The 16,625-nt window shown below is 65.1% G+C and carries 16 protein-coding genes and 1 riboswitch; of the genes, 10 read left to right on the forward strand and 6 right to left on the reverse strand.

The window, feature by feature from the left end:
• Positions 1–32 precede the first annotated feature (32 nt).
• A complete protein-coding gene (locus ACQR03_RS21900; protein ID WP_316173226.1) occupies positions 33–368 on the reverse strand; it encodes a hypothetical protein in 336 nt (111 codons plus the stop codon).
• Positions 369–589: 221 nt separating this feature from the next.
• Positions 590–691, forward strand: a riboswitch (guanidine-I (ykkC/yxkD leader).
• 74 nt (positions 692–765) lie between these two features.
• On the opposite strand from ACQR03_RS21900, the gene ACQR03_RS21905 reads away from it, so the two are divergent.
• The 5 genes from ACQR03_RS21905 (at position 766) to ACQR03_RS21925 (ending at position 5,331) form a co-directional block, all read left to right on the forward strand.
• On the forward strand, positions 766–1,836 hold the full coding sequence (locus ACQR03_RS21905) for a putative urea ABC transporter substrate-binding protein (protein WP_316173225.1): 1,071 nt from the start codon (positions 766–768) through the stop codon (positions 1,834–1,836).
• Between the two features lie 151 nt (positions 1,837–1,987).
• Entirely contained in the window at positions 1,988–2,809 is an 822-nt protein-coding gene (locus ACQR03_RS21910) for an ABC transporter permease (protein WP_315717126.1), read from the forward strand.
• Complete coding sequence (locus tag ACQR03_RS21915; protein WP_434841873.1) at positions 2,809–3,582, forward strand: ABC transporter ATP-binding protein; 774 nt, start codon at positions 2,809–2,811, stop codon at positions 3,580–3,582. Before ACQR03_RS21910 ends, ACQR03_RS21915 begins: the two co-directional genes overlap by 1 nt.
• A 40-nt stretch (positions 3,583–3,622) precedes the next feature.
• A complete protein-coding gene (locus tag ACQR03_RS21920; protein ID WP_434841874.1) occupies positions 3,623–4,828 on the forward strand; it encodes an agmatinase family protein in 1,206 nt (401 codons plus the stop codon).
• Positions 4,829–4,962: 134 nt separating this feature from the next.
• On the forward strand, positions 4,963–5,331 hold the full coding sequence (locus tag ACQR03_RS21925; RefSeq protein WP_434841903.1) for a hypothetical protein: 369 nt from the start codon (positions 4,963–4,965) through the stop codon (positions 5,329–5,331).
• A 12-nt stretch (positions 5,332–5,343) separates the two neighbouring features.
• Here the strand turns inward: ACQR03_RS21925 and ACQR03_RS21930 are convergent, their stop codons facing one another.
• The 3 genes from ACQR03_RS21930 to ACQR03_RS21940 all read right to left on the reverse strand — a co-directional run bounded on the left by ACQR03_RS21930 (position 5,344) and on the right by ACQR03_RS21940 (position 7,008).
• On the reverse strand, positions 5,344–5,598 hold the full coding sequence (locus tag ACQR03_RS21930; protein ID WP_316173223.1) for a hypothetical protein: 255 nt from the start codon (positions 5,596–5,598) through the stop codon (positions 5,344–5,346).
• A gap of 3 nt (positions 5,599–5,601) precedes the next feature.
• On the reverse strand, positions 5,602–5,955 hold the full coding sequence (locus ACQR03_RS21935) for a PilZ domain-containing protein (protein ID WP_315717130.1): 354 nt from the start codon (positions 5,953–5,955) through the stop codon (positions 5,602–5,604).
• 132 nt (positions 5,956–6,087) lie between these two features.
• Positions 6,088–7,008, reverse strand: a complete 921-nt coding sequence (locus ACQR03_RS21940) for a helix-turn-helix transcriptional regulator (protein WP_434841875.1) — start codon at positions 7,006–7,008, stop codon at positions 6,088–6,090.
• A gap of 109 nt (positions 7,009–7,117) precedes the next feature.
• Here ACQR03_RS21940 and ACQR03_RS21945 point away from each other — a divergent pair, with 109 nt between their 5' ends.
• From ACQR03_RS21945 to boxB, 4 genes are all read left to right on the forward strand, one after another.
• Positions 7,118–8,656, forward strand: coding sequence for a benzoate-CoA ligase family protein (locus tag ACQR03_RS21945; protein WP_434841876.1), 1,539 nt, complete (start codon positions 7,118–7,120; stop codon positions 8,654–8,656).
• Between the two features lie 137 nt (positions 8,657–8,793).
• On the forward strand, positions 8,794–9,597 hold the full coding sequence (locus tag ACQR03_RS21950; protein ID WP_434841877.1) for an alpha/beta fold hydrolase: 804 nt from the start codon (positions 8,794–8,796) through the stop codon (positions 9,595–9,597).
• A 95-nt stretch (positions 9,598–9,692) separates the two neighbouring features.
• Positions 9,693–11,381 (forward strand): 2,3-epoxybenzoyl-CoA dihydrolase, encoded by a 1,689-nt coding sequence (boxC, locus tag ACQR03_RS21955; RefSeq protein WP_434841878.1) that lies wholly within the window; start codon positions 9,693–9,695, stop codon positions 11,379–11,381.
• Positions 11,382–11,496: 115 nt separating this feature from the next.
• Positions 11,497–12,948, forward strand: a complete 1,452-nt coding sequence (gene boxB, locus ACQR03_RS21960) for a benzoyl-CoA 2,3-epoxidase subunit BoxB (protein WP_316187878.1) — start codon at positions 11,497–11,499, stop codon at positions 12,946–12,948.
• Between the two features lie 128 nt (positions 12,949–13,076).
• Here boxB and ACQR03_RS21965 read toward each other — a convergent pair whose 3' ends face one another.
• Both ACQR03_RS21965 and ACQR03_RS21970 read right to left on the reverse strand, forming a co-directional pair.
• Positions 13,077–13,886: an SDR family oxidoreductase gene (locus ACQR03_RS21965; RefSeq protein ID WP_434841879.1), complete on the reverse strand. Its 810-nt coding sequence runs from the start codon at positions 13,884–13,886 to the stop codon at positions 13,077–13,079.
• A gap of 118 nt (positions 13,887–14,004) precedes the next feature.
• Complete coding sequence (locus ACQR03_RS21970; RefSeq protein ID WP_316165606.1) at positions 14,005–15,063, reverse strand: polysaccharide deacetylase family protein; 1,059 nt, start codon at positions 15,061–15,063, stop codon at positions 14,005–14,007.
• A 164-nt stretch (positions 15,064–15,227) separates the two neighbouring features.
• On the opposite strand from ACQR03_RS21970, the gene ACQR03_RS21975 reads away from it, so the two are divergent.
• Entirely contained in the window at positions 15,228–16,622 is a 1,395-nt protein-coding gene (locus ACQR03_RS21975; protein ID WP_316165605.1) for an OmpA family protein, read from the forward strand.
• Positions 16,623–16,625 lie beyond the last annotated feature (3 nt).

The raw sequence follows: 16,625 nt of genomic DNA on the forward strand, positions 1-16,625 counted from the left end.
TCATCGTGAAAATGACACCGCCACTCTAGACCTCAGCGATGGAACGGGATGTACTTCTGGTACTCCTTCGGCACCCGGCTGCGATAGCGCGACGGCACCGTGCCGCTGCGCAGGGAGTCCTCGACTTCCTTGCGCGTGCTGGTCCTCGTCCGCTTCTTCTTCGGCGCGGCCGCCTCGCTGGCCGGCTTGGCGTCGCCAGGTTTCTCGGCCGAGGCGGCTGGTGACGGAGTAGCTGTCGGGGTGGGGCTCGCGGCGGGAGCAGGTTGCGCCGGCGTATCGGGGGTGGGCGCGCTCTGCGCGAAGGCTGCCTCGGCGGCGAGGCTGAGAGCCAGAATGGTTGCCAATGCGATCCCGGAAGACCTGATCATATCAACGAGACTCCAAGCCACTGCGACTGACGGGCCTGCCTGATGATGTCGCCCCCGTGCACCGGACGGTTCATGCTGTCGTTGCATGGCCCGGCGTCGGCTGACGCGCCACCTCGCCCAAGAAGAATTCTGAGTGCCGAATTTTTGAGCACAGCGTGCCGCTGGTTCCGTTGAATCGCAAGCATTTTTCCCTGGCACGCGGATTGCTCCCCTCGTTGCTTAGAGTTGGCAGCTAGGGTTCCGGTTCTCCATCGAGAATGCTGGTCCGAGAGCAGCCGCCAGGGGAGAGCCCTGGTGCACGGCGGGATAAAAACCCGGGAGACCTCAGTGGCCGCGCTTGGCAGGCACGAGGTTCTTCATGCCAGTCCGCGGTCAGAAAACCGATGAGGGACTGGACATGGGAAAAGCGCGAAATCTGTTTGTTGCACTGCTCGCTGCATCGACGCTGGCGACCGCATCGCTGTCATCAGCGGCAGCTGAGAAGAAGAAGGAATTCAACATCGCCTGGACGATCTATGTCGGCTGGATGCCGTGGCCCTATGCGGCCGAGTCCGGCATCGTCAAGAAGTGGGCGGACAAATACGGCATCTCGATCAAGGTCACCCAGATCAACGACTACGTCGAGTCGATCAACCAGTACACCGCCGGCAAGTTCGACGGCGTCACCGTCACCAACATGGATGCGCTGACCATCCCCGCTGCCGGCGGCGTCGACACGTCGGCCATCATCATGGGCGACTACTCCAACGGCAATGACGGTGTCGTGCTGAAGAAGGGCAAGACCATGGCCGACATCAAGGGCCAGAAGGTCAACCTCGTCGAGCTCTCGGTGTCGCACTATCTGCTGGCGCGCGGCCTCGAGACCGCGAAACTGTCCGAGAAGAACATCAAGACTGTCAACACCTCCGACGCCGACATCGTCGCCGCCGCGAAGTCGCCGGACACGACGGCCGTGGTCACCTGGAATCCGCAACTGCTGGAGGTGAAGGCCGAGCCGGGGGCAACGCTGGTGTTCGATTCCAGCAAGATCCCCGGCGAGATCGAGGATCTCCTGGTCGTCAACAGCGCGACGCTCAAGGACAATCCGGAGCTCGGCAAGGCGCTGGTCGGCATCTGGTACGAGACCATCGCGCTGATGAAGGATCAGAGCGAGAAGGGCAAGGCCGCGCGCGAGGCGATGGCCAAGCTGTCGGGCACCGATCTCGCCGGCTTCGAGACCCAGCTCAAGACGACGTTCATGTACTACGAGCCGAAGGACGCGCTCGCCTTCGTGACCGGACCGGAATTGCCGAAGATCATGGATCTCGTGCGCACCTTCTGCTTCGATCACAACCTGCTCGGCGAGAACGTGAAGTCGAAGGACGCGGTCGGCATCTCCACGCCAACGAAGGCGCTGGGTGCGGCCAGCAATGTCAAGCTGCGCTTCGATCCGACCTTCATGAAGATGGCGGCCGAAGGGAAGCTCTGATCCGCTTCCTGGACCGCCGCCGGTGCCACCCCTCATCCTGAAGAGCTTGCGCGAGCGCAAGCATCTCGAAGGATGAGGCCCACATCGGGGGCCTCATGGTTCGAGACGGCGCTGACGCGCCCCTCACCATGAGGACTGAGGGAGCCTGTTGATGCCGCGTGCCATGAACGTCGTTCCGAACCGGGGCAGCCGGCTGTTGCTGGCCCTGTTGCCGTTCCTGCTGATCGCGCTGATCTACGTGGTCGGATCGGCGCAGCGGCGCGCGGACAATCCCGACGACAAGCTGCTGCCGCCGGTCTCCGAGATGGTCGCGACCTCCAAGCGGCTCGCGACCGAGCCGGATCGCCGCTCCGGCGACTACGTGCTGTGGTCCGACACGTCGGCGAGCCTGCAGCGCCTCGCGCTCGGCCTCGGCATTTCCGCCGCCATCGGTCTCGTGCTCGGACTCGCCATCGGATTGCTGCCGGTGGCCGGCGCCGGCTTCGGCACGCTGATTGCGGTGCTGTCGATGATCCCGCCGATGGCGGTGCTGCCGGTTCTGTTCATCGTGTTCGGCCTCGGTGAGCTGTCCAAGGTGGTGCTGATCATCATCGGCGTCACGCCGACCCTGGTGCGCGATCTCTCGCTCGAGGTGCAGAACATGCCGCGGGAGCAGCTGATCAAGGCGCAGACCCTGGGCGCCTCGACCTGGCAGGTCGCGATCCGCGTGGTGCTGCCGCAGATCATGCCACGCCTGATCCAGGGGTTGCGGCTCATGATCGGGCCCGCCTTCCTGTTCCTGATCTCGGCCGAGGCGATCGCCTCCGATGTCGGGCTCGGCTACCGCATCTTCCTGGTCCGGCGCTATCTCTCGATGGATGTGATCCTGCCCTACGTCGTCTGGATCACGTTGCTTGCCTACATCCTCGACTACGCGCTGGTCTGGTTCGGACGGCACGCCTTTCCCTGGGCATATGCGCGAGGGAGCCGCTGATGAGCACGCTCTCCTTCCGCAACGTCTGGGTCGAATACGGCAACCAGGTCGTGCTCGAGCGCATCAATCTCGAGATCACCTCCGGCACGTTCCTGTCGATCGTCGGCCCGTCCGGCGCAGGCAAGAGCACCTTGCTGCGCCTGATCCTCGGCCAGGAGAGGCCGAGCCAGGGCGCGGTGCTGCTCGATAGCCGGCCGTTTCCGGCCGAGCCCGGACCGGACCGCGGCATCGTGTTCCAGCGCTACTCGGTGTTCCCGCATCTGACCGTGCTCGGCAACGTGCTGCTCGGCTACGAGCTTGCCGGCAGCCCGTTCACGGCGCGGCTGTTCGGATCGGCGCGCAAGGCGGCGATGGAGAAGAGCCTCGCGCTGATCGAGGCCGTCGGCCTGGCCGAGCATCGCGACAAATATCCAAGCGCGTTGTCCGGCGGCATGCAGCAGCGCCTGGCGATCGCGCAGGCACTGGCGAAGCAGCCGCGCGTGCTGCTGCTCGATGAGCCCTTCGGCGCGCTCGATCCCGGCACCCGCGCCCAGATGCATGCGCTGATCAAGCCGCTGTGGCGCCAGCACAACATGACCATCGTGATGGTCACCCACGACATCAAGGAGGCGTTCGGCCTCGCCACGCGGCTGATCGCGCTCGACCGCCCGCGCAAGGATCCGCAGGCGCCGGAGCGGTTCGGCGCGCGCATCACCTACGATCTCGATCTCACCCGCGACAGCGCCGTGCCCGTGCTCGGATTCATCCGCGCCAGCCTGCAGGCGACGCAATAGTCAGTTCAAGAAACGTCGAAAGAAACGAAGGAGAGTCTCCATGTCATTCCCATTCATGCGCCGGTCGCGCCGCGCCGGATTGCACTCGCAGCGCCGGAGGATGCGCTGTCACCATCCGGACTTCGACAAGATGGCCACGCAAGGCTGGCAGGCACTGGAGGCCGAGGGCAAGCTGCCGACCAACGGCTGGCGCAAGGAGCGGCAATGGGCGCTCGACATGGGCCTGCCCGGCGCCGACACGCTGACGGACCGCGACATCCCGACCTTCGCCCGCGGCGAGCTGCCGCATTTCGCCGGCATCAACACCTTCATGAAGGCGCCGTATGTCGAGAACGTCCGCGACGTCGGCAAATACGACGCCGCGGTGATCGGCATCCCCTTCGATTCCGGCACCACCTATCGGCCCGGCACCCGTTTCGGGCCGCAGGGTATCCGCCGCATCTCCGCGCTCTACACGCCCTACAACTACGAGCTCGGCGTCGACCTGCGCGAGCAGATGACCTTGTGCGATGCCGGCGACGTCTTCACGATTCCCGCCAATCTGGAAAAGAGCTTTGACCAGATCAGCCGCGGCGTCGCGCATGTGTTCTCGTCCGGCGCGCTGCCGATCATGCTCGGCGGCGATCACTCGATCGGCTTTCCCTGCGTGCGCGGCATCGCGCAGTGCACCGACAAGAAGATCGGCATCATCCATTTCGACCGCCACATCGACATCCAGGAGAAAGATCTCGACGAGCGCATGCACACCACGCCATGGTATTGGGCGACCAACCTGCCGAACGTGTCGCCGACCAATCTGGTGCAGCTCGGCATCGGCGGCTGGCAGGTGCCGCGCGAGGGCGTCGAGGTCGCGCGCAAGCGCAACACCAACGTGCTGACCATCGCCGACATCGAGAAGATCGGCCTTGAGAAGACCGCCGAGATCGCGCTCGAGCTGGCCTGGAAGGATGCCGACGCGGTCTACATCTCGTTCGACGTCGACTCCATCGATTGCGGCTTCGTGCCCGGCACCGGCTGGCCGGAGCCCGGCGGCTTCCTGCCGCGCGAGGCGCTCAAGCTGCTCGGCCTCGTCGCCGCCGAGGGCCTGTGCGGGCTCGAAGTGGTCGAGGTCTCGCCGCCCTACGACACCTCGGACATCACCGCGCTGATCGGCGTCCGTGTCGTCGTCGAGGCGCTCGGCTCGATGGTCGCCCATGGCAAGCTCGGCAGCCACAAGTCCATCATCAACAAGCCGGTCAGCTATTGAGGCCTGCGATGCGACATCATCACCACCACCACGGCGATCACCACCATGATCATGGCCATCCGCATGATCACAACCATCATCATGACCATCCGCCGCACGGCCCCGGGCACAACCATCCGCACGGGCGCACACCGGTGCAGTGGCAGACGCCGCACCAGCCCGAGGGCGCCAAGCCGGCCGCCATCGTCGAGCCCGACCTCGACAAGGTCGAGGCCGCCTTCGTCGACGGTTTCATCGCCGCCCCCGATCCGACCAGCTTCCTGCGGCTGGCGCGCGTCCCGTTCGAGATCCTGCGCGACGGCGCCAGCCTCAAGCTGCTGCGGGTGGAGATCGACGCGCTGACCGATGTCGGCAGCCTGACCCCGCATCTCGGCGGCGCCACCTTCCGCTACGATCCGTTGCCGTCGAACTTCATCTCACGCCGCCGCCGGCTGCGCTTTGTCTATTTCGACGGCACCGGCCTGTTGCCGCTGACCTATGCGGAGCTGCGGGAGATCGAGTGACCAGCTCAGAACTCAAGGCAGCGGCGTTCGCTTGAGCGCCGCTGCAAGCGCCTCGAAGCGACCGGTGACTTCCGGCAGCACGAATGCGCGCACGGTCGAGGCCGCCGCGACGCCGATCACCAGCACGATGACATATTGGGCGGCGAGCAGCAGCGTGACGCGCCGGAGCCAGTGCGATCGCGGGCGCTCGGCGGCGCGCGCCGCGACCGGCGGCGGCGCATCGGAGGCGATCAGCCAGTCGTCGTGCTCTTGCGAGGATTCGGACATTGCTCAGTGCCCCGAGAGCAATTGCTCAAGGCGCGATTTGAGCTGCCTGTTGGCGCGCTCCTGCAGGCGCAAGGCGCGCGCCGTTTCGAGATCGATCACCTCGCCATCGTCGTGAAGGAAGGCGAGGCCGGCGCCCGCGCCGTCGCGCCACACCATCTGCGCCGGTCGTGACCATCCGCGCCGTTCGATGCTGATCTCGACGCGGTCCGGCAGCAGCACGCTGCCCTCGAGCTCGACCTTGACGCCGCGGTGGTTGAAATTGCGCACGACGCAGGCCAGCGTCGAGCAGCCTGAATTGAAGGTCAGCACGCCGCCATAGTAGACGCGCTGGCGAGCCTCGCGACGACGATTTTGCATCCCACGTCCTCCAGTGACTTAACGATTGATTAATCAATCGGAGGGTGTGTGGCGAGTCTCGCCGGTATTGAAATGTGGGTGGTGGTTAATGCGTACCGGACGCTTGCGGCGCGATCGAAGTCGCACGACGTCTCACGCCCGCGCGAACATCCGGGCGTCGCCAGTCAGCACCGGCTTCACGGCTTCGCCCAGCCGTGCGGCCGCCGCTTCGACCGACAGTCCCGCCGTATCGACCACCGCATTGGCCCTCGCGTAGAGCGGCTCGCGGCTCGCCAGGATGTTGCGCAGCTCGGCCATCGCCGAGCGGTCGTCGGCCATCGGGCGGAGGTCGCCCTGCTTACGCACGCGCCCCATGTGCTCCTCCGGCTCGGCCTTGAGCCAGATCGTGTAGAACGAGGTCAGGATCAGGTCGAAGGTGACCGGCTCGGAGACGATGCCGCCGCCGGTCGCCAGCACCATCGGCTCCTTGCGCGCGAGCAGTTGCACCAGGGCGGCCTGCTCCATGCGGCGAAAGCCTTCCTGGCCGTAGAGCGCGATGATCTCGGCAACCGAAAGCCCGTTCTGCCGCTCGATCTCCTTGTTCAGCTCGACGAAGCTCCAGCCGATCCGCTCCGCCAGCATCTTGCCGAGCGTCGACTTGCCGGCACCGCGCAGGCCGATCAGCGCAATGCCTGAGAACGAACGCCGCAGCGGCGCCGATGCGCCCCCGGCAAGCAGCTCCTTGACCTCGGCGATCTGGCTCGGGCTCGCCTTCTTCAGGAGATCGCGAATGACCGGCCAGTCCGGCGATGGCTCGCCGCCGGGGATGATGTCGTCGAGCGGCGCGTTGATCGCGTTGGCGATGCGGCGCAGCAGCACGATCGAGACATTGCCCTTGCCGCTCTCGAGCTGGGCGATGTAGCGCTCGGAAATCCCGGAGACCTCGGCCAGCACCTTGCGCGACATGCCGGCGAGGCCGCGCATCCGCCGCACCCGCTGGCCCAGCTGGTCGAGGAAATCGCTCTCGGCCGCGGACTGGCCGTCGTCGCGCGGGGCATCGCTGTGTGGCGTCATATCCCTGAGGCACTCTTTTGAGTAGGAAACATAATGCCGGGGAGGATTGACAGCAAGCGATGTTGGTGGCCTTGTATGAATTATAATTCAAAAATCCGGGGAGAATGCCGTGAAGTCGTACAATGCGGTATCGTGGCTGCTTGACCGCAATGTCGAGGCGGGGCGCGGCGACAAGCTCGCCTACACGGACACGGTCTCGGAGCTGACCTATCGCGGTCTGCAACAGCAGACCTGCCGCGTCGCCAACATGCTGCGCCGCCTTGGCGTCCGCCGCGAGGAGCGCGTGGCGATGATCATGCTCGATACGGTGGATTTCCCCGCGGTGTTTCTTGGCGCCATGCGCGCGGGCGTCGTCCCGGTGCCGCTCAACACGCTGCTGACCTCTGACCAATACGCGTATGTGCTCGCCGACTGCCGCGCCCGCGTGCTGTTCGTGTCCGAGGCGCTGTATCCGGTGGTGAAGGACATTGTCGGCCGGATGCCGGATCTCGATTGCGTCGTCGTGTCCGGCGCCAATGCCTTCGGCCACAAGCTGCTCACCGAGGAGCTCGCGCGCGAGAGCGATCAGTTCGACACGGTCGCGACCCACGAGGATGAGCCTGCGTTCTGGCTGTATTCATCCGGTTCGACCGGCATGCCCAAGGGCGTGCGCCATCTGCACGGCAATCTCGCCGCAACGGCCGAGACCTATGCCAGCCAAGTGCTCGGCATCCGCGAGAGCGATGTCTGTCTGTCAGCCGCAAAGCTGTTCTTCGCCTATGGCCTCGGCAATGCGCTGACCTTCCCGCTGTCGGTCGGCGCAACCACGATCCTCAACTCCGAGCGCCCGACGCCCGCGCTGATGTTCAAGCTCCTCAACCGCTACAATCCGACCATCTTCTACGGCGTGCCGACCTTGTTCGCCGCGATGCTGCACGATGAGTCGCTGCGCCATGAGAAGGCCGGCAGCGCGCTGCGCATCTGCACCTCGGCCGGCGAGGCGCTGCCGGAATCGGTCGGCAATGCCTGGAAGGCGCGGTTCGGCGTCGACATTCTCGATGGTGTCGGCTCGACCGAGCTGCTGCACATCTTCCTGTCCAACGTCCCCGGGGACATCAAATACGGCTCATCGGGGCGCCCCGTGCCGGGCTATCAGGTTCGTCTTGTCAACGAGGCCGGCCAGGACGTGCCGGACGGCGAGGTCGGCGAGATGCTGGTGCATGCACCGTCCGCCGGTGAGGGCTACTGGAATCAGCGCCACAAGACCCGCTCGACGTTCGAGGGCTATTGGACGCGCACCGGCGACAAATATGTCCGCGACGCCGACGGGCGCTATACCTTCTGCGGCCGCTCCGACGACATGTTCAAGGTCTCCGGCATCTGGGTGTCGCCGTTCGAGGTCGAGAGCGCGCTGATCACGCATCCCGCGGTGCTCGAGGCTGCCGTGGTGCCGGAAGCCGATCCGGAGGGGCTGTTGAAGCCGAAGGCCTATGTCGTGCTGCGCCCGAGCGTCGATCGCTCGACCCTGCACGAGGCACTGAAGGAACACGTCAAGCAGAAGATCGGCCCGTGGAAATATCCGCGCTGGATCGAGGTGGTGGACAGCCTGCCGAAAACCGCGACCGGCAAGATCCAGCGCTTCAAGCTGCGTGAGGGAGCGGGTCAGTAGTTGGCCCCCACTCTCGGGAGTGGTCCTGCTCTTGGTTGTCGTCATGGCCGGGCTTGACCCGGCCATCCATTCCGCCTCGACAAGAAAGACGTGGATGCCCGGGTCAAGCCCGGGCATGACGAAGGAGAGAGTGACCCGTGCAGCTTTCATCGAACGGCTTCCTCACCATCGATTCCGCCGATCTCGAATATCGCCTGATCGGTGCACGGCCCTCTGACGCTCCGTGCATCATGCTGCTGCATGAAGGGCTCGGCTCGGTCGGGCTGTGGGGCGACTTTCCCGACAAGCTCCAGCAAGCCACCGGCGTTTCCGTGTTCGTCTATTCGCGCGCCGGCTACGGCGCCTCCAGCCCGGTGTCTCTGCCGCGGCCGCTCGACTACATGCAGCGCGAGGCGCGCGACGTGCTGCCGAAGCTACTCGATCAGATCGGCTTTCAGCGCGGTCTTCTCGTCGGCCATTCCGATGGTGCGTCGATCGCGGCGATCTACGCGGGCAGCCACGCCGACCATCGCCTCGATGGCATCGTGCTGATCGCGCCGCACGTGGTCGTTGAGGACATCTCTGTGTCGTCGATCGCCGCGATCAAGACCACTTACGAAACCACGGAGCTGCGCGCCAAGCTGTCGCGCTGGCACAAGGACGTCGACAACGCGTTTTACGGCTGGAATGGCGCCTGGCTCGATCCGGCATTCCGGGCCTGGGATATCACCGGCGACCTCGCCTACATCCGCGTTCCCGTGGCCGTGATCCAGGGCGTCGACGACCAGTACGGCACCATCCGCCAGGTCGAGATCATCCAGGAGGAGTGCTACTGCCCGGTCGAAGTGACGATGCTGCCCAACACCGGCCATTCCCCGCATCGCGAGGCGCCGGACGCCACCTTGCGGGTCATTGCCGAGTTCGCGGCCGCGACCTTGCCGGCCCCGGCATCACGAACATGAAACAAAGTGCATGTTTCGGCTTTTTGTCGTAGACGCCAGCCATAACATGAATTATTGTGCATCTCAACGATAAGCACTCCAACGAAGGGTGACACATGGCCGGGGAAGACCGCGTGCTCGCGGGAGGCAAGACGTTCATCGATTTTCAGACCGATCCCTCCCGCTACAAACATTGGAAGCTCTCGATCGATGGCGAGGTGGCGACGCTCGCCATGGACGTCGACGAGAATGGCGGCCTGTTCGAGGGCTACCAGCTCAAGCTCAATTCCTATGATCTCGGCGTCGACATCGAGCTCGCCGATGCCGTGCAGCGGCTGCGTTTCGAGCACCCGCAAGTGAAGGTCGTGGTGCTGCGCTCGGCCAAGCCGCGCGTGTTCTGCGCCGGCGCCAACATCCGCATGCTCGCGGGCGCGACCCACGCCCACAAGGTGAACTTCTGCAAGTTCACCAACGAGACCCGCAATGGCTTCGAGGATTCATCCGAGAATTCCGGCCAGCGCTTCATCACCGTGGTGAACGGCACCGCGGCCGGCGGCGGCTATGAGCTCGCGCTCGCCACCGATCACATCATCCTCGCCGACGACGGATCGTCTTCGGTGTCGCTGCCGGAGGTGCCTCTGCTCGCGGTGCTGCCCGGCACCGGCGGCCTGACGCGCGTCGTCGACAAGCGCAAGGTGCGCCGCGACCGTGCGGACGCGTTCTGCACGACGGAAGAGGGCGTCAAGGGCAAGCGCGCCGTGCAATGGCGCCTCGTCGACGAGATCGCGCCGAACTCCAAGGTCGACGCCAAGGTCGCTGAGCGCGCCAGGGAGTTCGCGGCGGCCTCCAAGCGCAACGGCAGCGGCAAGGGTGTCGCGCTCACGCCGCTGAAGCGCATCATTGACGCGAGCAGCGTGCGTTACGGCTTCGTCAATGTCGACATCGACCGCGCCGCCCGCATCGCCACGATCACGATCACGGCTCCCGAAGCTGCGCCGCCGGCCGACATCGACGGTATGATCGCGCAGGGAGCCTCCTTCTGGCCGCTGCAGGTCGCGCGCGAGCTCGACGATGCCATCCTGCATCTGCGCATCAACGAGCTCGGCATCGCCATGCTGGTGTTCAAGTCGCATGGCGATCGCGACAAGGTGCTCGTGCATGACGCGTTCCTTGAGGCCAACAAGGCGCACTGGCTGGTCAACGAGGTCAGGCATTACTGGAAGCGGGTGCTGAAGCGCATCGACGTCACCTCGCGCACGCTGGTCACGCTGGTCGAGCCCGGTTCCTGCTTCGCCGGAACGCTCGCCGAGCTGGTGTTCGCTTCCGACCGCTCCTACATGCTGATCGGCACCATCCAGGGCGACAACCGCCCGGCGCCGGCGATCGAACTGTCAGCGATGAATTTCGGTCCCTATCCGATGAGTCACGGCCTGACCCGGCTGGAGTCGCGCTTCCTCGCCGATCCCACCGATCTCGCGCGTGTGCGTGAGCAGGTCGGCAAGCCGCTCGAAGCCGATGAGGCCGAGGAGCTCGGCCTCGTGACCTTCGCGCTGGATGACATCGATTGGGAGGACGAGATCCGCGTCTTCCTCGAGGAGCGCGCCAGCTTCTCGCCGGACAGCCTCACCGGTCTCGAAGCCAATCTGCGCTTCGCCGGGCCTGAGACGATGGAATCGAAGATCTTCGCTCGCCTCACCGCCTGGCAGAACTGGATCTTCCAGCGGCCCAACGCGGTCGGCGAGGAGGGCGCACTCCGGCGCTACGGCACCGGCGAGCGGCCGCAATACGATATGACGAGAGTCTGAGAGAGCAGAGAAGAGCGAATAGGGAGTAGCGAATAGGGAATAGGGGTGTTGCGAGTTGGGGCGGTGCTCGATTCGCTACTTGCTATTCGCTATTCGCCGGCCAAGGAGCACGGCGATGAATATGAATATCATGAACGTCGACTACAGCACGAAAATCCCGAACAACGTGAATCTCGCCGAGGACCGCCAGGTCCTCAAGGCCCTGGAAGGCTGGCATCCCGGCTACGTCGATTGGTGGAACGACATGGGCCCCGAGGGCTTCCAGCAGTCGCTGGTGTACTTGCGCACGGCCTATTCGGTCGATCCGCGCGGCTGGGCGAAGTTCGATTACGTCAAGATGCCAGACTATCGCTGGGGCATCCTGCTGGCTCCGCAGGAAGAGGATCGCAAGATCCCGTTCGGCGAGCACTATGGCGAGCCGGCTTGGCAGGAGGTTCCCGGCGAATATCGCGCGCTGATGCGCCGCCTGATCGTGATCCAGGGCGACACCGAGCCGGCCTCGGTCGAGCAGCAGCGCCATCTCGGCAAGACGGCGCCGTCGCTCTACGACATGCGCAACCTGTTCCAGGTCAACGTCGAGGAGGGCCGTCACCTCTGGGCGATGGTCTACCTGCTGCAGAAATATTTCGGCCGCGACGGCCGCGAGGAGGCCGACGAGCTGCTGCGCCGCCGCTCGGGCGACGCGGACAGCCCGCGCATGCTCGGCGCCTTCAACGAGAAGACGCCGGACTGGCTGTCGTTCTTCATGTTCACCTACTTCACCGACCGCGACGGCAAGATGCAGCTGCACTCACTCGCGCAGTCCGGCTTCGATCCGCTGTCGCGCACCTGCCGCTTCATGCTGACGGAGGAGGCGCATCACATGTTCGTCGGCGAGACCGGCGTCGGCCGCGTCATCCAGCGCACGGTGGAGGCGATGCGCGCCGCCGGCATCGACGATCCCACCGATATCGCCAAGGTCCGCGCGCTGGGCGTGATCGACCTGCCGACCATCCAGAAGAAGTTGAACCTGCACTACACGCTGTCGCTCGACCTGTTCGGCTCGGAGGTCTCGACCAACGCGGCCAATGCCTTCAATGCCGGCATCAAGGGCCGCTATCACGAGACCCAGATCCAGGACGATCACCAGCTCAAGAACTCGACCTATCCGGTGCTCAAGCTGGTCGACGGCGAGATCAAGCGGGTCGACGAGCCGGCGCTGACCGCGCTCAACATGCGCCTGCGCGACGACTACTCGCAGGACTGCGTCAAGGGCCTGCTGCGCTGGAACAAGATCATCACGACCGCAGGCTACGACTTCCAGCTCAAGCTGCCGCATACCGCCTTCCACCGCGCCATCGGCGAGTTCAAGGACGTCCATGCGACGCCCGACGGCATCCTGATCGACGAGGGCACGTGGGCGAAGCGCAAGGGCGACTGGCTGCCGTCGGCCGACGACGGCGCCTACATCTCCTCGCTGATGAAGCCGGTCACCGAGATCGGCGAATACGCCTCGTGGATCGCGCCCCCGAAGGTCGGGATCGACAACAAGCCGGGTGACTTCGAGTACGTGAAGATCGAGACTTGATGAGAGGCGAATAGCGAGTTGCGAGTAGCGAATAGGGGAAGTAGCCTATTCGCTATTCGCTATTCGCTATTCGCTATTCGCTATTCGCTATTCGCTATTCGCTATTCGCTATTCGCTATTCGCCCTTCTCAGCTGTCCCATCCCGCACCCGGAATGCCCGGGTTCGCGTAGACGATGCCGCCGTCGACGGCGATCGTATTGCCGACCACGTAGTCGCCCGCGCGCGAGGCGAGGAAGATCGCGGTGCCAGCCATGTCCTCGTCGGTGCCGATGCGCCCAGCGGGCACGCGCGAGGCGACCTCGTCGGCGTTGTCGCGCGCGGCCTTGTTCATGTCGGACTTGAACGGTCCGGGCGCGATCGCGGTCACCACGATGTGGTCCTTGATCAGCTTGGCCGCCATGCGCCGCGTCAGATGGATCAGGCCGGATTTGCTCGCCGCATAGGAATAGGTCTCGAGCGGGTTGACGAAGATGCCGTCGATCGAGGCGATGTTGATGACCTTTGCCGGCCGTTCGGCGCTGGCCGCCGCACGCAAGGGAGCTGCGAGCGCCTTGGTCAAGAAGAACGGCGTCTTGAGGTTGAGGTTCATCACCTTGTCCCAGCCGCTCTCCGGGAATTCGTCGAAGTCGGCGCCCCACGCCGCGCCCGCATTGTTGACGAGGATGTCGAGCTTGGGCTCGCGCTTCTTGATCTCGCCCGCGAGCGTCTCGACGCCGGCCATCGTCGAAATGTCGATCGGCAGCGCGACGCATTCGCCGCCATATTCCGTCGTCAGTGCCTTGGCGGTCGCCTCGCAGGGCCCGGCCTTGCGCGCGGTGATGTAGACCCTCGCCGCGCCATGCGCGAGCAGGCCGGATGCGATCATCTTGCCGATGCCGCGCGAGCCGCCGGTGACGAGCGCGACGCGTCCTTCGAGTGAGAACAAGTTCCTGAGCATGAAGCCTCCCTTTCCTTATGTCATGCGCGCTTGTGAGCGGGACGCGCCAGCACGTCAAGTGAGACGCAGTCGCACGAATTCGCCGCAATTCAATCGGAGGGCAACGTTACGGCGGGGCCTATGCCGCGTCGATGCGGCGGAAGCCGTTCCACATCGCGGTCGCCGCGCCCGAGGTCAGCACCGGCAGCACGCGGGCGTCCTGGTAATGGCCGTTCAGCGAGACGCGCGACAGGGCCGTGAGATGATCGGCGCTTTCCGCGAAGATCATGCCGGGCCGGGTGGTGACGGCGGTCTTGTAGCCGCTCGCGGCCGCCAGCACGAATTCGCGCTGGGAAGCGGCGGCGCGGTCGCCGTAGGGGTAGGCCATGTGCAGCACCGGCCGCTGCAACTCGTTCTCGATCCGAGCACGGCTGTCGGCGATCTCGATGCGCGCCGTCTCCTCGGTCTGCTTGGCGAGATTGCAGTGACTGATCGAATGCGCGCCGATCGAGATCAACGGCTCAGTCGACAGCGCCCGGAGCTCGTCCCAGGACAGGCAGAGCTCACGGCAGATCGAGGCCTCGTCGACGTCGTAGCGCGCGCACAGCGCGCTGATCTCACGCCGGACGTCGTGCTCGCCCGGCAGTGCGCGCAGCCAGTCGTGCAGGCGCTGGAACGTCACGCATTTGGCTGCCGGCGTCGATGCATCGAGCTGCAGCGACAGCCCGCCGATCTCGATGTCGATCGCGTCAGTCTTCGCGACCAGCCGCTCCAGCGTCACCCACCAGAGCCGACCCAGTCCCGATGCGAAATCGCTCGTCACATAGATGGTGAACGGCGCATCGAACTCGCGCATGACGGGCAGCGCGAAATCGCGATTGTCGCGATAGCCGTCGTCGAAGGTGAAGCAGGCGAAGCGGCGCGAAAAGTCTTTCGCCACCAGCCGGCTGTGCAACTCGTCGAGGGTGATGATCTCGATGTCGTGGTCGCGCAGGTGCGACAACATCTCGCGCAGGAAATCCGGAGTGACCTCGAGGTGACAATTGGGCTGGAAATCGGCGTCGCGGTGCGGCCGCACATGATGCAGCGTATAGATCGCACCCACGCCCGAGAAGATCGGGCGCAGCCAGACATGCGCGCCGCTCAGATACAGCGCTTCCAGGCCGGCACGGATAAAGGTTTTGCGAAATCGCCTCATCTGAAATATGCGGCCCGGTGAGTGTCGGGACAAGGTTACCGACGAATGATTGAAGAAAACCTTAGCCTGCGGTCACAACGTACCGTGCGGCGCTCCTCATTTCCGGTTTGACAGGCATGCAAGGGTTTGTTTTCTCTCTGCTTCCTCGATGCGACGGATGACGAATGCGCGGACTTTTCAGGTGGAGCGGGAAATGGTGGCCTGGCGTCATTCCGCTGATCGTGCTTTGGGGCCTCGCGGCCTGGACCAGCACCGTTCCCCTGGAGAATGATCTCGCCGGACGCAGTTCGGCCGTCCTGACGGGGGCGGTGCTCGACAGGACCAGCATCACGGTGGACGGCCGCGATGTCTCGCTGCGCGCCAATGCGTTTTCCGAGGCCGGACGCCGCGATGCGGTTGCTGCGGTCGACGGCGTGGCCGGCGTGCGGCTCGTCAACGACGAGACGCGGCTGGTCCCCGAGGCCAAGCCCTTCGTCTGGTCGGCCGAGCGCGACGTCGTCCGGGTGACGCTGGGCGGCAGCGCGCCGCTGCCCGCCTTGAAGGGCAAGCTGATGGACGCGACCCGGGCGGCGTTGCCGGGCGTGGAGGTCGCGGATCAGATGGGCCTGGCGCGCGGCGCGCCGGCGCGCTTCGAGGATGTGGCGCTGCTGCTGATCGGCCAGATCGCCAAGCTGAAGGACGGCAAGTTCACGATCTCCGACGGCGACGTCACATTGTCCGGCATGGCGCGCGAGCTCGGCGGCCGCGAGGCGATCGCGGCCGCGCTCGGAAAGCTGCCGGACGGCTTCAAGGTCGCCAGCAACGAGGTCAAGGCGCCGCCCTATGTCTTCCAGGCCTACAAGGACCCGGTCGCGGTCACCGTGACGCTTGCAGGCAACGTTCCCGACGAGAACATCCACGCCGTCGTCGTCGGCTCTTCATCGCGCAAATTCTTCAGCGAGAAGGTCGTCGACAATCTCAAGAACAGCCTCGGCGCGCCAACCAATTTCGTGAATGCGGTGGTGCCGGCGTTGGGCGCCTTGTCACGGCTGTCGACCGGCACGCTGGTGGTGTCCGACCGTGACATCAAGATTTCCGGTGATGCGCTTTACGACGCCGCAGCGGCCCAGATCCGGACCGGGCTCGCCAAAGATGTCCCACAGGGCTGGCAGGTGAAGGCCGACATCACGGTGAAGCCGGCAGCCGCCCCGGTCGATCCCACGGTGTGCCAGCAGCTGTTCTCCGACCTGCTCGGCAAGGCCAAGATCCGGTTCGAGACCGGCCGCAGCGACCTCGACAGGGATTCCACCGGTCTGCTCGACCGCCTCGTCGAGATCGCGTTCCGCTGTCCCTCCGCCAATGTCGAGATCATCGGGCACACCGATGCCGACGGCGACTCTGCCGCCAATCAGGTGCTGTCGCAGAAGCGCGCCCAGGCGGTGGTCGATTATCTGGTCAAGGCCGGACTGCCGGCCGACCGTTTCAGCGCGATCGGCTATGGCAGCACCCAGCCGGTCGCCGCCAACGACACCGCCGACGGCCGGGCGCAGAACCGGCGCATCGAATTCGTGGTGAGGTAACGT

Source organism: Bradyrhizobium sp. HKCCYLS3070, from assembly GCF_051167575.1.
In the GTDB taxonomy this organism is placed as follows: domain Bacteria; phylum Pseudomonadota; class Alphaproteobacteria; order Rhizobiales; family Xanthobacteraceae; genus Bradyrhizobium.